Below are 13,089 nucleotides of genomic sequence, written 5' to 3'. Positions count from 1 at the left end.
CGCGCCGCGCGCCGATGGAGCTGCACCAGATCCGCGCCTTCGTCGCGGTGGCACGCGTGGGCAACGTGACGCGCGCGGCCGACGTGCTGTGCGTCACGCAGCCCGCGGTCACCGCGCAGATCAAGGGCCTGGAATCGAGCCTCGGCGTGGCCCTGTTCGACCGCGGCGCCGGCCGCATGACGCTCACGCGCGCGGGCGACCGGCTGCTGCCCCAGGCCGAGGCGCTGCTGAGCGCCGCCAGCGAGCTCAAGGGCGCGGCGCGGCGCATGCAGGGCGAACTCGGCGGACGCATCGACCTGGGCCTGCCGGGCGAGACGCCCGAGTTCCTGCGCACCGGCCACCTGGCGGTCGCGGTGCAGCGCAGCCTGCCGCTGGTGGAGCTGCACACGCGCACCCACGCCGTGGGCCACCTGCTCGACCAGGTGCGCGGCGGCGGGCTGGCGGGCGCCTTCACCATCAGCGTGCACCCGCCGCGCGACCTGCAGTGGATCGCGCTGCGCTCGGTGTGCTACCGCATTGCCTTTCCGCCGCGCCTGGCCACCGAAATGCAGCGCGGCGGCTGGCGCGTGCTGGCCGGGCTGCCGTGGGTCGACGGCACGGCGGAATCGCACGTGCACCAGATGCTGCGCGGCCTGTTCGAGCAGCAGGGCCTGGCGCCCAACGTCGTGATGCGCAGCGACGACACCAGCGCACTCGAAACCTTCGTGCGCGCCGGCAGCGCCTGCGCACTGCTGCGCGAGGAAGTCGCCGTGCCGGGCGTGGAGCGCGGCGACTGGGTCGTGTGGGGTCACGCGCGGGTGGACGCCCAGCTGTACTTCAGCAGCGCGACCGAGCGCGCCGGCGACCCGCTGGTGGTGGCGCTGACGTCGGCGGTGCAGTCGGTCTGGGGCTGATCACACCGACACGAGCGGCTCGGCCTCGTAGGCCCGGTGGAGCAGCTCCAAAAAGGCCGGCGCCGCCGGCAACGCCACGTCGCCGATGCGGTGCGCCGCCACGCCCGGCGTCCACGAGTTCATGACCACGGCGCCGGCCAGCGCAGGCAGGTCGGCCATCCGCAGCACCTGGCTGCGCTGCGGGACGCCGAGGCGATCGAGTTGCCGGCGCACGATGCCCATCGTGGTGCCGGTGAGGACGTCGGCCTCGGGCCACACCACCGCCTTGCCGTCCCAGAAGGCCAGGTTCCAGATCGACGCCTCGCCGAGCCGGCCCTGCCGGTCGAGAAAGGCCGTGTCGTCGAAGCCCTGCGCGGCGGCCTGGCGCAGCAGCTGGGTCTTGGCGCCTTCGCCGACATGCTTCACGGACGGCAGGAAACGCTCGTGTTCGATCGCGGCCAGGGTCAGCGGGCCGGCGGGGCCGTTGGAAGGCGGGCCGGTGCGGATCAGCACCTCGGGCACCGCGTCGGCCACGGTGAACTCGCCAGCCGGGGAGTAGACGGTGGCGGTCAGCGACAGGTCCGCCGGGCCAGCCGCGAGCGCGGCCCGCAGGTGGGCGCGCACCATGTCGTCGGGCAGCGCCTGGCCGAACAGGGTCTGCGAGGCGAAGCGCAGCCGAGCCAGATGGAGATCAAGGCCCCGCACCCGGCCGCCGCGCACCTGCATGGCGGTGAAATGGGCGTGGCCGGCGAAGGCCAGCGACGCCAAGGCCTCGGCGGGTGCGGGCTGGCCGTTGCGTTGCACGACGAAAGTGGAAGAAGGGGTGCTGGCGGACATGGTTTCATTGCTCCTGAAAGGGGATCGTTGTGGATGGATCTTCAAGTTCTTGAACTATCCCGCGTTGACTTCCCTTTGAGAAACGAATAGTTTTTGGAAAATTATCAAAAATCATTTGAAGATCAATGCATCCCAGACTGCTCCCCGGCACCCGCGCCCTGCGCACCTTCGAGGCTGCCGGGCGGCACCTGAACTTCACCCGGGCCGCCGAAGAGGTGGGGCTGACGCCGGCGGCCGTGAGCCACCAGATCAAGGAGATCGAAGACCAGCTGGGCGTCGTGCTGTTCACGCGCACCAGCCGCAGCATCCGCCTGACACCGGCCGGCGCGGTGTGGTTCGAGGCCACCGCCGACGCCCTCGACACCCTGCGTCGCGCCGCCGGCCGCGCCCGGCGCATGGCGCGCGGGGCGGCGACGCTGCGCGTGTCGACCAGCGCCCGCTTCGCGACCAACTGGCTGCTGCCCCGGCTGCCGCAGTTCCGGGCCGCGAACCCTGGGTTGGAACTGGGTTTCGACATTTCCGACGCGCTGCGGGATTTCGACGCCGACGACATCGACGTGGCGATCCGCTTCGGCACCGGCAAAGACCCGGGCACGCGCGCGCAGCGCCTGTTCGACACCGTGATCGTGCCGGTCTGCAGCCCCAGGCTGCTCGCCAGCGGGCCCCCGTTGGCAACGCCGCGCGACCTGCTCCAGCACACGCTGTGCTTCGTCGACTGGAAGACCGACGGCATGGTCTGGCCGAACTGGCCGATGTGGATGGCCGCCGCGGGCGTCGAGGGCTTCGACGACAGCCGCTGCATCGGCTTCGCCGACTCGAGCGACGTGGTGCGCGCCGTCACCGAGAGCGGCATGGTCGGCCTGGCCGACCTGGACATGATCGGCGCCGACCTCGCCCAGGGCCGGCTGGTGCGGCTGTTCGACATCGGCGTGCCCATGGCGGCGGGCTACGCCTACCACCTGGTCTACCCGGAAGGCAGCGCCCAGGACCCGCGCATCCTGGCGTTTCAGGACTGGCTGCTGGGGCAAGCCTCCAGGACTTGAAAAACGCCAAACGGCATACAAATATCCAACAAATCGCGACAAAAGCTATCGCAACGATAGAAACCCAAGGGAACCCTTGGCTTAGCACTCCCTCTAACCGAGTGCTAATATGGCCAACACAAAGGAGTTTCCCCTGATGACAACGCTGTCTGGAGTCTCTGCCAACCAGCTGGCCGTCGCCAACCCATGGTCGATGGTCCCCCCGCTGGGCAACCTGGATGCCTACATTTCGGCCGCCAACCGCCTGCCGCTGCTCACGCTCGAAGAAGAGCAGGGCTTCGCACGCAAGTTGCGCGACCAGAACGACCTCGAAGCTGCCGGTGCGCTGATCCTGTCGCACCTGCGCCTGGTCGTCTCCATTTCCCGCCAGTACCTGGGCTACGGGCTGCCGCACGGCGACCTGATCCAGGAAGGCAACGTCGGTCTCATGAAGGCCGTGAAGCGTTTCGACCCCGACCAGGGCGTGCGGCTGGTGAGCTACGCCATGCACTGGATCAAGGCCGAGATCCACGAGTACATCCTGAAGAACTGGCGCATGGTCAAGGTCGCAACGACCAAGGCGCAGCGCAAGCTGTTCTTCAATCTGCGTTCGATGAAGCAGAGTTTCAAGGCCGACTCGGCCGCGGCCGACAACGGCACGCACCGGGAGACGCTGAGCCCCGACGAGGTCTCGCAGATGGCCACGCGCCTGAACGTGAAGCCCGAGGAAGTGCTCGAAATGGAAACCCGCCTGTCGGGCGGCGACGTGCTGCTCGATCCGGGTCCGTCCGATGACGGCGACGAAGGCTTCGGCCCCATCGCCTATCTGGCCGACGCCACGCAGGAACCGACCGCCTTGCTCGAATCGCAGCAGCGCGACCGCCTGTCGAGCGACGGCATCGCCACCGCCCTCGAGGCGCTGGACGACCGCAGCCGCCGCATCGTCGAAGAGCGCTGGCTCAAGGTGAACGACGACGGCTCGGGCGGCATGACGCTGCACGACCTGGCCGCGGTGTACGGCGTGAGCGCCGAGCGCATCCGCCAGATCGAAGTGGCGGCGATGAAGAAGATGAAGAAGGCCCTGGCCGAGTACGCGTAAGCGTCACGACCGCCCTCCTCCACGAAAAAGCCCGGCAGTGCCGGGCTTTTTTTCGTTCGGGGACGCTTCAGGGCGTCGACTTGGTCAGCGTGCGCAGCGCCCGCTTCGCGATGTAGCGGGTCTCGGCAACCGGCGATTCGGCCACCCAGCGCGTGCACAGCGTCTCGACCCACTCGGGCTGCGTCTTGCTGGCGTCGTTGAGCCAGTTGGCGACCGAGTTCTGCACGTAGCGATGCGCGTCGGCGCGCAGCGGCTCCAGCAGCGGCAGCGCCAGCCAGGGCTCGGCCTTCAGCGCTTCGATCTGCGCGCACCACACGCCGCGCGGGCGCGTGAGTTCGCTGGCGAAGCGGCGCACGTTCGGATCGGCATCGGTCACCCAGGGCTGCAGCAGCGCCAGCGCCTCGTCGAGCGAATCGATGACGCTGTCGCGCACCGCCATCCAGGCGAACTCGCGCACGCCGAAGTGCGGGTCGGCGGCAAAGCGGCGCACGGCGTCGAGCTGGGCCGCCAGCGGCAGGCCCGACAGCGTGATCCACTGCACCGCCCAGCAGCGCGCCACGTCGCTCGCGTGCGTGGCCAGCCGGTGCGCCACGGCATCGCGTTCGGCGTGTTCGGCCGTCATGTCGTACAGCGCGCGCGCAATGTGGCTGTGGCGCTGCATGGGCTTGAAGGCGGCCAGCATGGCGAGCGTGTCGTCCAGCCGTTCGTGCGCCGCGTCGAGGCCGACATGGCCCGCCACGCTGCGCGCGAGCAGCGGCAGTTCGAGCGCGAGAAATTCGTTGAGGTTGACGGTCTCGAGCAGCCCGCCGTTCAGCGCGCCCAGCACTTCCGGCGGAATGAGCGCGATGCGGAACGCGCCCTTGCGCGACTTCAGATGGTCGACCGATGCCATGGCGTGGGCGCCCGGCTCAGGAAGCGAGCAGCGTCTTCAGGTCCGACACCATCGCCGGCACGCCCGCGCCGTAGCGCGCGTAGAGCCGCAGGCGGCCTTGCGGGTCGTAGATGTAGCTGGCGGCCGAGTGGTCCATGGCGTAGCTGGTCGGCGTCTTGCCCTCGACCTTCTTGTAGTAGACCTTGAAGTCCTTCGCGATGGCGGCCAGCTGCTCGGGCGTGGGAATGAGCGCCACGAAGCTCGGGTCGAACGCGCCCATGTAGGCCTTGAGCACCTCGGGCGTGTCGCGCGCCGGATCGACGGTGACGAACAGCACCTGCAGCTTGCTGCCGTCGGCGCCGAGCTGCTGCTTGACCTGCGCCATCTCGGTCATGGTGGTCGGGCAGACGTCGGGACACTGCACGTAGCCGAAGAACAGCACCACCGCCTTGCCCTTGAAATCGGCCAGCGTGCGCACCTTGCCGTCGGCGTCGGTGAGCGAGAAGTCTTTCGCGTAGTCGGCGCCCGTGATGTCGACCGCCTGGAAGCTCTGCTTCGGCTGCTGCTCGCTGCAGGCCGCGAGGCCCAGTCCCAGCGTGGCCGAGACGGCCACCCAGCCGGCCGTGGCGGCGATCGATTTCAGGGCATTGCGCTTGTTCATGGGCAGGTCAGGTCCGGTCAGCGGAGGTAATGGTCGACGAGCAGCGCCGCGAACAGCACGCTCAGGTGGATGAGCGAAAACCGGAAGGTCTTGCGCGCCAGCGTGTCGGAGTAGTTGCGCCACAGCGCGAAGGCATAGCCGGTGAAGCCGATGCTCACGCCGATGGCGACCACGAGGTAGAGCCAGCCGCTCATGCCGTAGATGAAGGGCATCAGGCAGGCGGCGAACAAAATGAAGGTGTACAGCAGCACCTGCAGCCGCGTGAACTCGTTGCCGTGCGTCACGGGCAGCATCGGCAGGCCGGCCTTGCGGTAGTCCTCGACGCGGTACAGCGCCAGCGCCCAGAAGTGCGGCGGGGTCCACAGGAAGATGATGAGGAACAGGATCAGCGCCTCGGGGCCGACGTCGCCCGTCATGGCGGACCAGCCCAGCACCGGCGGCATGGCACCCGAGGCGCCGCCGATCACGATGTTCTGGGGCGTCAGCGGCTTCAGGATGACGGTGTAGATCACCGCATAGCCGACGAAGGTGGCAAACGTGAGCCACATGGTCAGCGGGTTGACCGTGAACCACAGCAGCGCCGAGCCGGCCGCGCACAGCAGCGCCGAGAACACCAGCGCCTGCATGTCGCTGAGTTGCCCGCGCGCCGTGGGGCGCCAGGCGGTGCGCTTCATCTTGGCGTCGATGCCCTTCTCGACCAGGCAGTTGAATGCGGCGGCCGCACCGGCCACGAGCCAGATGCCGATGCAAGCCAGCACGCCGCGCTGCACATCGGCCCACGACGGCAGGCCGGGCACGGCCAGCACCATGCCGATGAGCGCGCAGAACACGATCAGCTGCACCACGCGCGGCTTGGTGAGCGCGTAGAACTGGCGCAGCACGTTGGCGGTGCTGGCGTGCTGAACAGGAATCGGGGTGCTCACGCGGTGGCTTTCTTCGGGTTGGGGGTGCCGCGCGCATTGTCGACGGCGCGCGGAATCGGTGCAGCGGCGGCGCTTTCGCGGCGGCTCTCGCACAGCGCCCAGGTCAGGACCACCGCCAGCGCCGCGGCGCCGCCGGTGTGGAGCACGGCGGCGGCCAGCGGCCAGCCGAGCAGCACGTTGCCCAGGCCCGTGGCCAGCTGCAACAGCGCCAGGCCAGCCAGCCAGTGCGCCTGCGAACGCAGCGCCTCGAGGCGGCGCAGGCGCCAAGCCAGCAGGCCGAGCGCGACGAACACGGCATACGCCATGAGGCGGTGCGCGTAATGGATGGCGGTGAGCGCGGAAAAGTCGAGCGGCTGGCCGTCGCCGGTCACGCCGAGGTGGCGCCAGATCTCGAAGCCCTGCGCGAAATTCATCGGCGGCCACCAGCTGTCCTGGCAGGTCGGGAACTGCGTGCAGGCCAGCACCGCGTAGTTGGTGCTGACCCAGCCGCCGAGCGCAATCTGCAGCACCAGCAGCACCGCCGTGGCGATCAGCCCGTTGCGCAGGGCCGGCGACACGGCCGTGGGCAGGCGCTGCGCCGCCACCTGGCGGTAGCGCACGGCCTGGATGCACAGCAGCGCGAGCAGCACGATGGCGCCCATCAGGTGCATCGTGACGATGGCGGGGAACAGCTTCCAGGTGACGGTCATGGCGCCGAAGGCACCCTGCAGACAGACCCAGACCAGCGTGGCCGCGGGCCACCAGGCGCTGAGCACGACGTGATGGTGCGCGCTGTCGACCGGCGGCGCGGGCTGGCGCCGCTGGCGGCGGCGCACGATCCAGGTCGCGCCGGCCAGCGTGAGGATCAGCACACCGACGCCGGTCGCGAGGTAGCGGTGGACCATCTCGATCCAGGCCTTGCTGTGCGTCACCGGGCCGGTCGGCTGGGCCGCCTGCGCCATCGCGATCTCGTGGCGCGCGCCGGCCGGGCTGGCGTTGCCGTAGCAGCCGGGCCAGTCGGGGCAGCCCAGGCCCGAATCGGTGAGCCGCGTGAAGGCGCCGAACAGCGTGAGGTCGAAGGTGAGGAACAGCGTGAGCACGGTCAGCGCGTGCAGCCGCCGCGCGGGGCCGGAGCCGGCGTTGCGGCGCCACACCCAGACCAGCGGTCCGAGCGCGAGCAGCACGCCGGCGCCCATCATCCAGGCGATCGGCGTGAGGTCGTAGAGGGAGCTCGTGTCCATGGGGCGATGGTTGTTCGCGCGGGCTCAGCGGCCCGCTTCGTCCCACGAGGACGAGGCACGCAGCAGGCGGTCGATGTCGCGCTTGGCGCGGCTTGCGCCGGCGGCGTCCATGCGGGCCGGGAAACGCATCATCCAGTTGCCCATCGGATCGACCACGTAGAGGTGCTCGGACAGCGTGTGGCCCTTCACGGGCGCGAGCCAGCGGGCGAGCTGGTCGGCCGGCACGCGCAGCACGGTCGCGCCGTGCAGGCCGTTGGTCAGGCGCTCGGGCACGGGTGCCGCGTCGCTCACGAGCCAGACGCGGTCCAGGCGGTCTTTTTCGCGGCCCAGGCTCTCGCGCAGCTGGCGCTGCAGGTACAGCTGCTGCTCGCACAGCGCGTCGCAGGCCGCGTCGGCCACTGCCACCAGCAGCCACTGGCCCTTGAGCGTGGTCAGCTCGACCGGCGCGCCGCTGCGGTCGGTTGCCGTGAGGCGGGGCATCTCGTGCTGCGGATCGATCAGCTCGCCGTACACGCTGCGGCCCTCGGGCCGGATCACGTAGTAGGTGAAGTACGAGGCGATGACGGGTGCCGCGCACATCAGCAGCACGGCGATCATCTTCCAGCGCCCGTGGACGGTGCGGCGGTTCTCGGCCTCGTCGAGCGCCTGGCCCGGCGACGGCATCGAGTGCACGGTCAGGCCCAGCGGCTCGTCAGAGGCCGCGGCCATCGCGTGCGCGGCGCCGCGCGCGCCGGAAGGGGGAGATGAATTGGAACCAGACATAGAGGATGACAACGAGGGCCGACAGGCCGAACCACTGGAATGCGTAACCGTAGTGCCTCTCGAGGCCCAACGCCGGGGCCGGCCAGTCGCGCTGCAGGCCCTCGGACGCCGGCCCGCTCTGCTGCAGCGACACGTCGGTGCGCAGCGGCAACTGGGTCTCGGCACGGAATGCCTCCAAGTCGAGATTTTGCCGGATGGGGGAAGACCCCTGAATGCCCGGTGCCGGAGCGGTGGGGCCCGAGGCGGCCTGCGCCGCCGGAGCCGGCGCGGCGGCCGATGCGGCGGGCGCCGGTACGGCCTTGGCGCCGAGCTCGAACAGGTGGCTCGGCGGCGGCTCGATCAGCGCCGTGAGCTCGACGATGCCGGGCGGCGTCTCGACCACACCGAGCTGCGTGCGGTCGACGAAATTGCGCTGCACCCAGCCGCGCTGGACCATCACGGTCCGCTCGCTGCCTTCGAGCGCGAACGGCGTCAGCACATAGAAGCCCGGTGTGCCGTGCATCTGGCGGTTGTCCAGGTAGACCGTCTGCGCCGTGAGCCACAGGCCGCGCAGGTGCACCGGCCGGTGCAGCTCGCCGACCGCTTCGCCCAGCGCCAGGAACTCCGCCTGCGACAGCGGGGGCTTTTGCTTCTGCGCGTCGATGCGGGCCTGCAGCGCTTCTTTCTGCGCGGCGCGCGAGAGCTGCCAACGGCCCAGCGACACGGTGGCCGCCAGCGCCAGCACGGCCGCCAGCGTGACGATCAGGAAACGGCCCCGGCCTGCGCGGCGGCGCGGCGTGGCAGAGGAGACAAGGGGCTCGGGAGGCTCGGAGGTCACTGGAGCGGACGGGGCGCGCGGCCGATAATGCGGGTCATGAAATACTTCGTCGCCCTGATCTTTCTGGGCATCTTCGCGAGCCTCGCCTTCGCGCTCTACTTCATGCTGAAGGACGGTCGCGACGGGCAAAACAAGCGCGGGGGCATGGCCCGCGCGCTCACCTTTCGGATCGGCCTGTCGGTCTTTTTGTTCCTGTGCATGCTGCTGGCCTGGAAACTCGGCTACATCCAGCCCACCGGGCTCCCGCTCGGGAAGTAACAGATGGTGCTCGTTCCACGAGAACCATGAAAAAGGCGCCTTACGGCGCCTTTTTTCTGGAATGCCGTGAGGTTTTTCGCTCAAAGCCAATAGACCAGCACGTACAGGCCCAGCCAGACCACGTCCACGAAGTGCCAGTACCAGGCGGCGCCTTCGAAGCCGAAGTGACGCTCGGCGGTGAAGTGGCCCTTCTGCAGGCGCAGCGTGATGAACAGCAGCATCAGCATGCCGATGAACACGTGCAGGCCGTGGAAGCCGGTCAGCATGAAGAAGGTCGAACCGTAGGTGCCCGACGTGAGCTTGAGGTTCAGCTCGGTGTACAGGTGGAAGTACTCGTAGCCCTGCACACCCAGGAAGATCACGCCCAGCAGCACGGTGAGCCACATGAAGCGGATGCACTGTGCGCGGTGGTCGGCGCGCAGCGCATGGTGGGCGATGGTCAGCGTCACGCCCGAGCTCAGCAGCAGCGCGGTGTTGATGGTCGGCAGCCAGAACGGGCCGACGGTCTGGAAGGGCTCGATGATGCCGGCCGGCGAACCGGTGACACCGGCCGCGACGCTGGGCCACACGGCCTTGAAGTCGGGCCAGAGGATCGCGTTGTCCAGGCTGCCGAGCGTCGGCAGCGCGTGGGTGCGGGCCCACCACAGCGCCGTGAAGAAGGCGCCGAAGAACATCACTTCCGAGAAGATGAACCAGCTCATGCTCCAGCGGTACGAGAGGTCGATCTTGTGGCCGTACTGGCCACTCTCGCTCTCGCCGACGGCGGCGCGGAACCACACGAAGAGCGTGCCGAGCCAGATCACCATGCCCAGCAGCAGCGACCAGGCGCCCCACTGGTGGCTGTTGATCCATTGCCCTGCGCCGAGGATCACGAAGAACAAGCCGATCGCGGACACGACCGGGTAGGCCGAGGGTCCGGGCACGAAGTAGTAGGGCGTGGTGCCGTGGGTGGTTGAACTCATATCAGCTCCTGGCTTTCTTTCTTCTCTCGATTCAATGATTCTGGAGATCGTGGTTTTTTGTCTTCGGCTCAGCAGGCAGCGCTCAGGCGGCCGCGACCACATGCCGCACCAGCAGCACCAGCCCGACCACGAAGACGATCACTGCGGCAAACGCCACCACGATGACGTGCAGCGGATTGAGCTTGCCCAGGTCTTCCTTGTAGGCGCTGTTGCGACGCACCCCGAAGAACGACCAGCCCACCGCCTTCATGGTGTCCCACAGCGTGGGCTTGCGGCGCGGGCCATCGGGCGGCAACGGCGAGGTCACGAGCGCGGCTCATCGGCGACAGCATGCGAAACGGCGGCCACCGGGGCCGGAGGCGTCTTGCCGCCGACCTCGAAGAAGGTGTACGACAGCGTGATGGTCTTGACGTCCTTCGAGATCTTCGGATCGATCACGAAGGCGACCGGCCACTGCTTCTTCTCGCCCGCATCGAGCGTGTACTGGTTGAAGCAGAAGCACTCGAGCTTGTTGAAATGCGCCGCGGCCTGTTGCGGCGCGTAGCTCGGGATGGCCTGCGCGGCCATGCGGCGGTTCTGCGTGTTCTGGAACTCGTACATCACCGTGTTCAGCTGGCCCGGGTGCACTTCGATGAAGCGCTCGGCCGGCTTGAAGTCCCACAGGCCGCCGCGCACGTTGGAGTCGAACTCGACCTTGATCGTGCGGGTCATGTCGACCTGCGTGTTGTCCGGGATGCGCACGTTCTTGGCGCCGCTGGCGCCGCCCGGCACCTGGAGCTCGGAGAGCGCGAGGATGTTGATGCCGGTCATCTCGCAGATGGCGCGGTACATCGGCACCAGCGCGTAGCCGAAGGCGAACATGCCGCAGGTCACCACGGCCAGCTTGCCGACCATGCGGACGTTGGCGCGGCGGACGCGTTGACCGAGGCTCATGCTGTTGCTTCCGTTCGGGGTGCGATGCGGTGCGGTGCGGTCAGCGACCGCTGAACCAGACCATGCGGGCGATGAAACCGATGAAGAAGATCACCGCGATGGAGGCCAGCGTGAGCCCCATGCGTCGGTTGTTCTTTCTTTGTTCAGGCGTCGTCATCGTCGTTCAGTCGTTGTGCGTGTCCGGCGTGTGCGGGTGATCAGCCGATCACCTTGGTGGCGGTCACGTCGAGCTTGGGCGGGTTCTCGAAGGTGTGGAACGGGGCCGGCGACGGCACTTCCCACTCGAGGCCTTCGGCCGCTTCCCACGGCTTCTGGGCTGCTGCTTCACCCTTGCCGCGCATCGAAGGCAGCACGATGAACAGGAAGAAGTAGACCTGGGCGAAACCGAAGAAGAACGCACCCACCGAAGCGATGGCGTTGAAGTCGGCGAACTGCATGGGGTAGTCGGCATAGCGACGCGGCATGCCGGCCAGACCCAGGAAGTGCATCGGGAAGAAGGTGACGTTGAACGAGATCAGCGACCACCAGAAGTGGACCTTGCCGCGCGTTTCGTTGTACATCACGCCGGTCCACTTGGGCGCCCAGTAGTAGAAGCCCGAGAACATGGCGAACAGCGAGCCGGCCACCAGCACGTAGTGGAAGTGGGCCACCACGTAGTAGGTGTCCTGCAGCTGCGTGTCGATCGGCGCGACCGCGAGGATCAGGCCGGTGAAGCCGCCCATCGTGAACACGAAGATGAAGCCGACCGCGAACAGCATGGGCGTCTCGAAGGTCATCGAGCCCTGCCACATCGTGGCGATCCAGTTGAAGATCTTCACGGCCGTGGGCACGGCGATCAGCATGGTCGCGTACATGAAGAACAGCTGGCCCGTGAGCGGCATGCCGGTCGTGAACATGTGGTGGGCCCACACGATGAACGACAGGATGGCGATCGACGAGGTGGCGTACACCATCGAGGCGTAGCCGAAGAGCTTCTTGCGGGCGAAGGCCGGAACCACCTGGCTGATGATGCCGAAGGCCGGCAAGATCATGATGTAGACCTCGGGGTGGCCGAAGAACCAGAAGATGTGCTGGTACATCACCGGGTCGCCGCCACCGGCGGGGTTGAAGAAGCTGGTGCCGAAGTGACGGTCGGTCAGCGTCATCGTGATGGCGCCTGCGAGCACGGGCATCACGGCGATCAGCAGGTAGGCGGTGATGAGCCAGGTCCAGCAGAACATCGGCATCTTCATCAGCGTCATGCCGGGAGCGCGCATGTTCAGGATGGTGACGATGATGTTGATCGAACCCATGATCGACGAGGCGCCCATGATGTGCATCGCGAAGATGCCGGCGTCCATCGAGGGGCCCATCTGCAGCGTGAGCGGGGCGTACAGCGTCCAGCCGGCCGCGGGGGCGCCGCCGGGCATGAAGAACGAACCGGCCAGCATGATGGCCGCCGGGATCAGCAGCCAGAAGCTGAAGTTGTTCATGCGCGCGAACGCCATGTCGGATGCGCCGATCTGCAGCGGGATCATCCAGTTCGCGAAGCCCACGAAGGCCGGCATGATCGCGCCGAACACCATGATCAGGCCGTGCATGGTGGTGAACTGGTTGAACAGCTCGGGGTTCACCAGCTGCAGGCCGGGCTGGAACAGCTCGGCACGGATCAGCAAGGCGAGCACGCCGCCGATCATCAGCATCGTGAAGCTGAACAGCAGGTAGAGCGTGCCGATGTCCTTGTGGTTGGTCGCGAACACCCAGCGGCGCCAGCCGGTCGGCGCGTGGTGGTCGTGATGCTCGTCGTGTGCGTGGCCGCCGGGGGCGTGACCGTGGGGGTCGAGGACTGCGCTCATGTCGTTGTTCCTTGCAA

General features: G+C 68.0%; 16 protein-coding genes. 4 read left to right on the top strand and 12 right to left on the bottom strand.

The genetic code is table 11. From position 1 onward, the window contains the following. Positions 1–14 precede the first annotated feature (14 nt). On the top strand, positions 15–893 hold the full coding sequence (locus AC3WQM_RS17010; RefSeq protein ID WP_099792672.1) for a LysR family transcriptional regulator: 879 nt from the start codon (positions 15–17) through the stop codon (positions 891–893). On the opposite strand, the gene AC3WQM_RS17005 is transcribed toward AC3WQM_RS17010, so the two are convergent. Beyond that, positions 894–1,709, bottom strand: coding sequence for an aminotransferase class IV family protein (locus AC3WQM_RS17005; protein ID WP_492680308.1), 816 nt, complete (start codon positions 1,707–1,709; stop codon positions 894–896). 125 nt (positions 1,710–1,834) lie between these two features. Here AC3WQM_RS17005 and AC3WQM_RS17000 point away from each other — a divergent pair, with 125 nt between their 5' ends. Both AC3WQM_RS17000 and rpoH read left to right on the top strand, forming a co-directional pair. Beyond that, positions 1,835–2,752 (top strand): LysR substrate-binding domain-containing protein, encoded by a 918-nt coding sequence (locus AC3WQM_RS17000; RefSeq protein WP_492680306.1) that lies wholly within the window; start codon positions 1,835–1,837, stop codon positions 2,750–2,752. A 136-nt stretch (positions 2,753–2,888) separates the two neighbouring features. After that, the gene (gene rpoH / locus AC3WQM_RS16995) at positions 2,889–3,830 is read left to right on the top strand and encodes an RNA polymerase sigma factor RpoH (protein WP_099792678.1); all 942 of its coding nucleotides are present in this window, start codon (positions 2,889–2,891) and stop codon (positions 3,828–3,830) included. A gap of 67 nt (positions 3,831–3,897) precedes the next feature. On the opposite strand, the gene AC3WQM_RS16990 is transcribed toward rpoH, so the two are convergent. From AC3WQM_RS16990 to AC3WQM_RS16965, 6 genes are read right to left on the bottom strand one after another with little or no spacing between them, the layout of a single operon-like run. Beyond that, the gene (locus tag AC3WQM_RS16990; RefSeq protein ID WP_492680304.1) at positions 3,898–4,722 is read right to left on the bottom strand and encodes a DNA alkylation repair protein; all 825 of its coding nucleotides are present in this window, start codon (positions 4,720–4,722) and stop codon (positions 3,898–3,900) included. A 16-nt stretch (positions 4,723–4,738) separates the two neighbouring features. Next, the gene (locus AC3WQM_RS16985; protein WP_492680302.1) at positions 4,739–5,362 is read right to left on the bottom strand and encodes an SCO family protein; all 624 of its coding nucleotides are present in this window, start codon (positions 5,360–5,362) and stop codon (positions 4,739–4,741) included. 17 nt (positions 5,363–5,379) lie between these two features. Next, a complete protein-coding gene (cyoE, locus tag AC3WQM_RS16980) occupies positions 5,380–6,285 on the bottom strand; it encodes a heme o synthase (protein ID WP_095950890.1) in 906 nt (301 codons plus the stop codon). Then, on the bottom strand, positions 6,282–7,505 hold the full coding sequence (locus tag AC3WQM_RS16975) for a COX15/CtaA family protein (protein ID WP_492680300.1): 1,224 nt from the start codon (positions 7,503–7,505) through the stop codon (positions 6,282–6,284). The genes cyoE and AC3WQM_RS16975 overlap by 4 nt, the downstream gene beginning before the upstream one ends. A gap of 24 nt (positions 7,506–7,529) precedes the next feature. Beyond that, entirely contained in the window at positions 7,530–8,213 is a 684-nt protein-coding gene (locus AC3WQM_RS16970) for a redox-active disulfide-containing membrane protein (protein WP_492680298.1), read from the bottom strand. Beyond that, entirely contained in the window at positions 8,197–9,084 is an 888-nt protein-coding gene (locus AC3WQM_RS16965) for an SURF1 family protein (RefSeq protein WP_492680296.1), read from the bottom strand. Before AC3WQM_RS16965 ends, AC3WQM_RS16970 begins: the two co-directional genes overlap by 17 nt. A 27-nt stretch (positions 9,085–9,111) precedes the next feature. Between AC3WQM_RS16965 and AC3WQM_RS16960 the strand changes: the two genes are divergently transcribed. Next, positions 9,112–9,342, top strand: a complete 231-nt coding sequence (locus AC3WQM_RS16960; RefSeq protein WP_062481367.1) for a twin transmembrane helix small protein — start codon at positions 9,112–9,114, stop codon at positions 9,340–9,342. 80 nt (positions 9,343–9,422) lie between these two features. Here AC3WQM_RS16960 and AC3WQM_RS16955 read toward each other — a convergent pair whose 3' ends face one another. The 5 genes from AC3WQM_RS16955 to ctaD all read right to left on the bottom strand — a co-directional run bounded on the left by AC3WQM_RS16955 (position 9,423) and on the right by ctaD (position 13,072). Further along, positions 9,423–10,304 carry a cytochrome c oxidase subunit 3 gene (locus tag AC3WQM_RS16955; protein ID WP_307695018.1) on the bottom strand — a complete coding sequence of 294 codons (882 nt, stop codon included), beginning with the start codon at positions 10,302–10,304 and terminating at the stop codon, positions 9,423–9,425. A gap of 82 nt (positions 10,305–10,386) precedes the next feature. Beyond that, positions 10,387–10,554: a DUF2970 domain-containing protein gene (locus AC3WQM_RS16950; protein WP_082818316.1), complete on the bottom strand. Its 168-nt coding sequence runs from the start codon at positions 10,552–10,554 to the stop codon at positions 10,387–10,389. Between the two features lie 53 nt (positions 10,555–10,607). Next, a complete protein-coding gene (locus tag AC3WQM_RS16945; RefSeq protein WP_492680294.1) occupies positions 10,608–11,237 on the bottom strand; it encodes a cytochrome c oxidase assembly protein in 630 nt (209 codons plus the stop codon). A 40-nt stretch (positions 11,238–11,277) separates the two neighbouring features. Beyond that, positions 11,278–11,394, bottom strand: coding sequence for a cytochrome oxidase small assembly protein (locus tag AC3WQM_RS16940; protein ID WP_216846572.1), 117 nt, complete (start codon positions 11,392–11,394; stop codon positions 11,278–11,280). A gap of 40 nt (positions 11,395–11,434) precedes the next feature. Next, a complete protein-coding gene (gene ctaD / locus AC3WQM_RS16935; RefSeq protein WP_369630066.1) occupies positions 11,435–13,072 on the bottom strand; it encodes a cytochrome c oxidase subunit I in 1,638 nt (545 codons plus the stop codon). Between the last annotated feature and the right edge of the window lie 17 nt (positions 13,073–13,089).

This window comes from Variovorax sp. FW301-JW7 (assembly GCF_058788795.1).
Note: the sequence above shows the minus strand (reverse complement) of the source record. Positions and strands in the feature narration are given on the sequence as shown.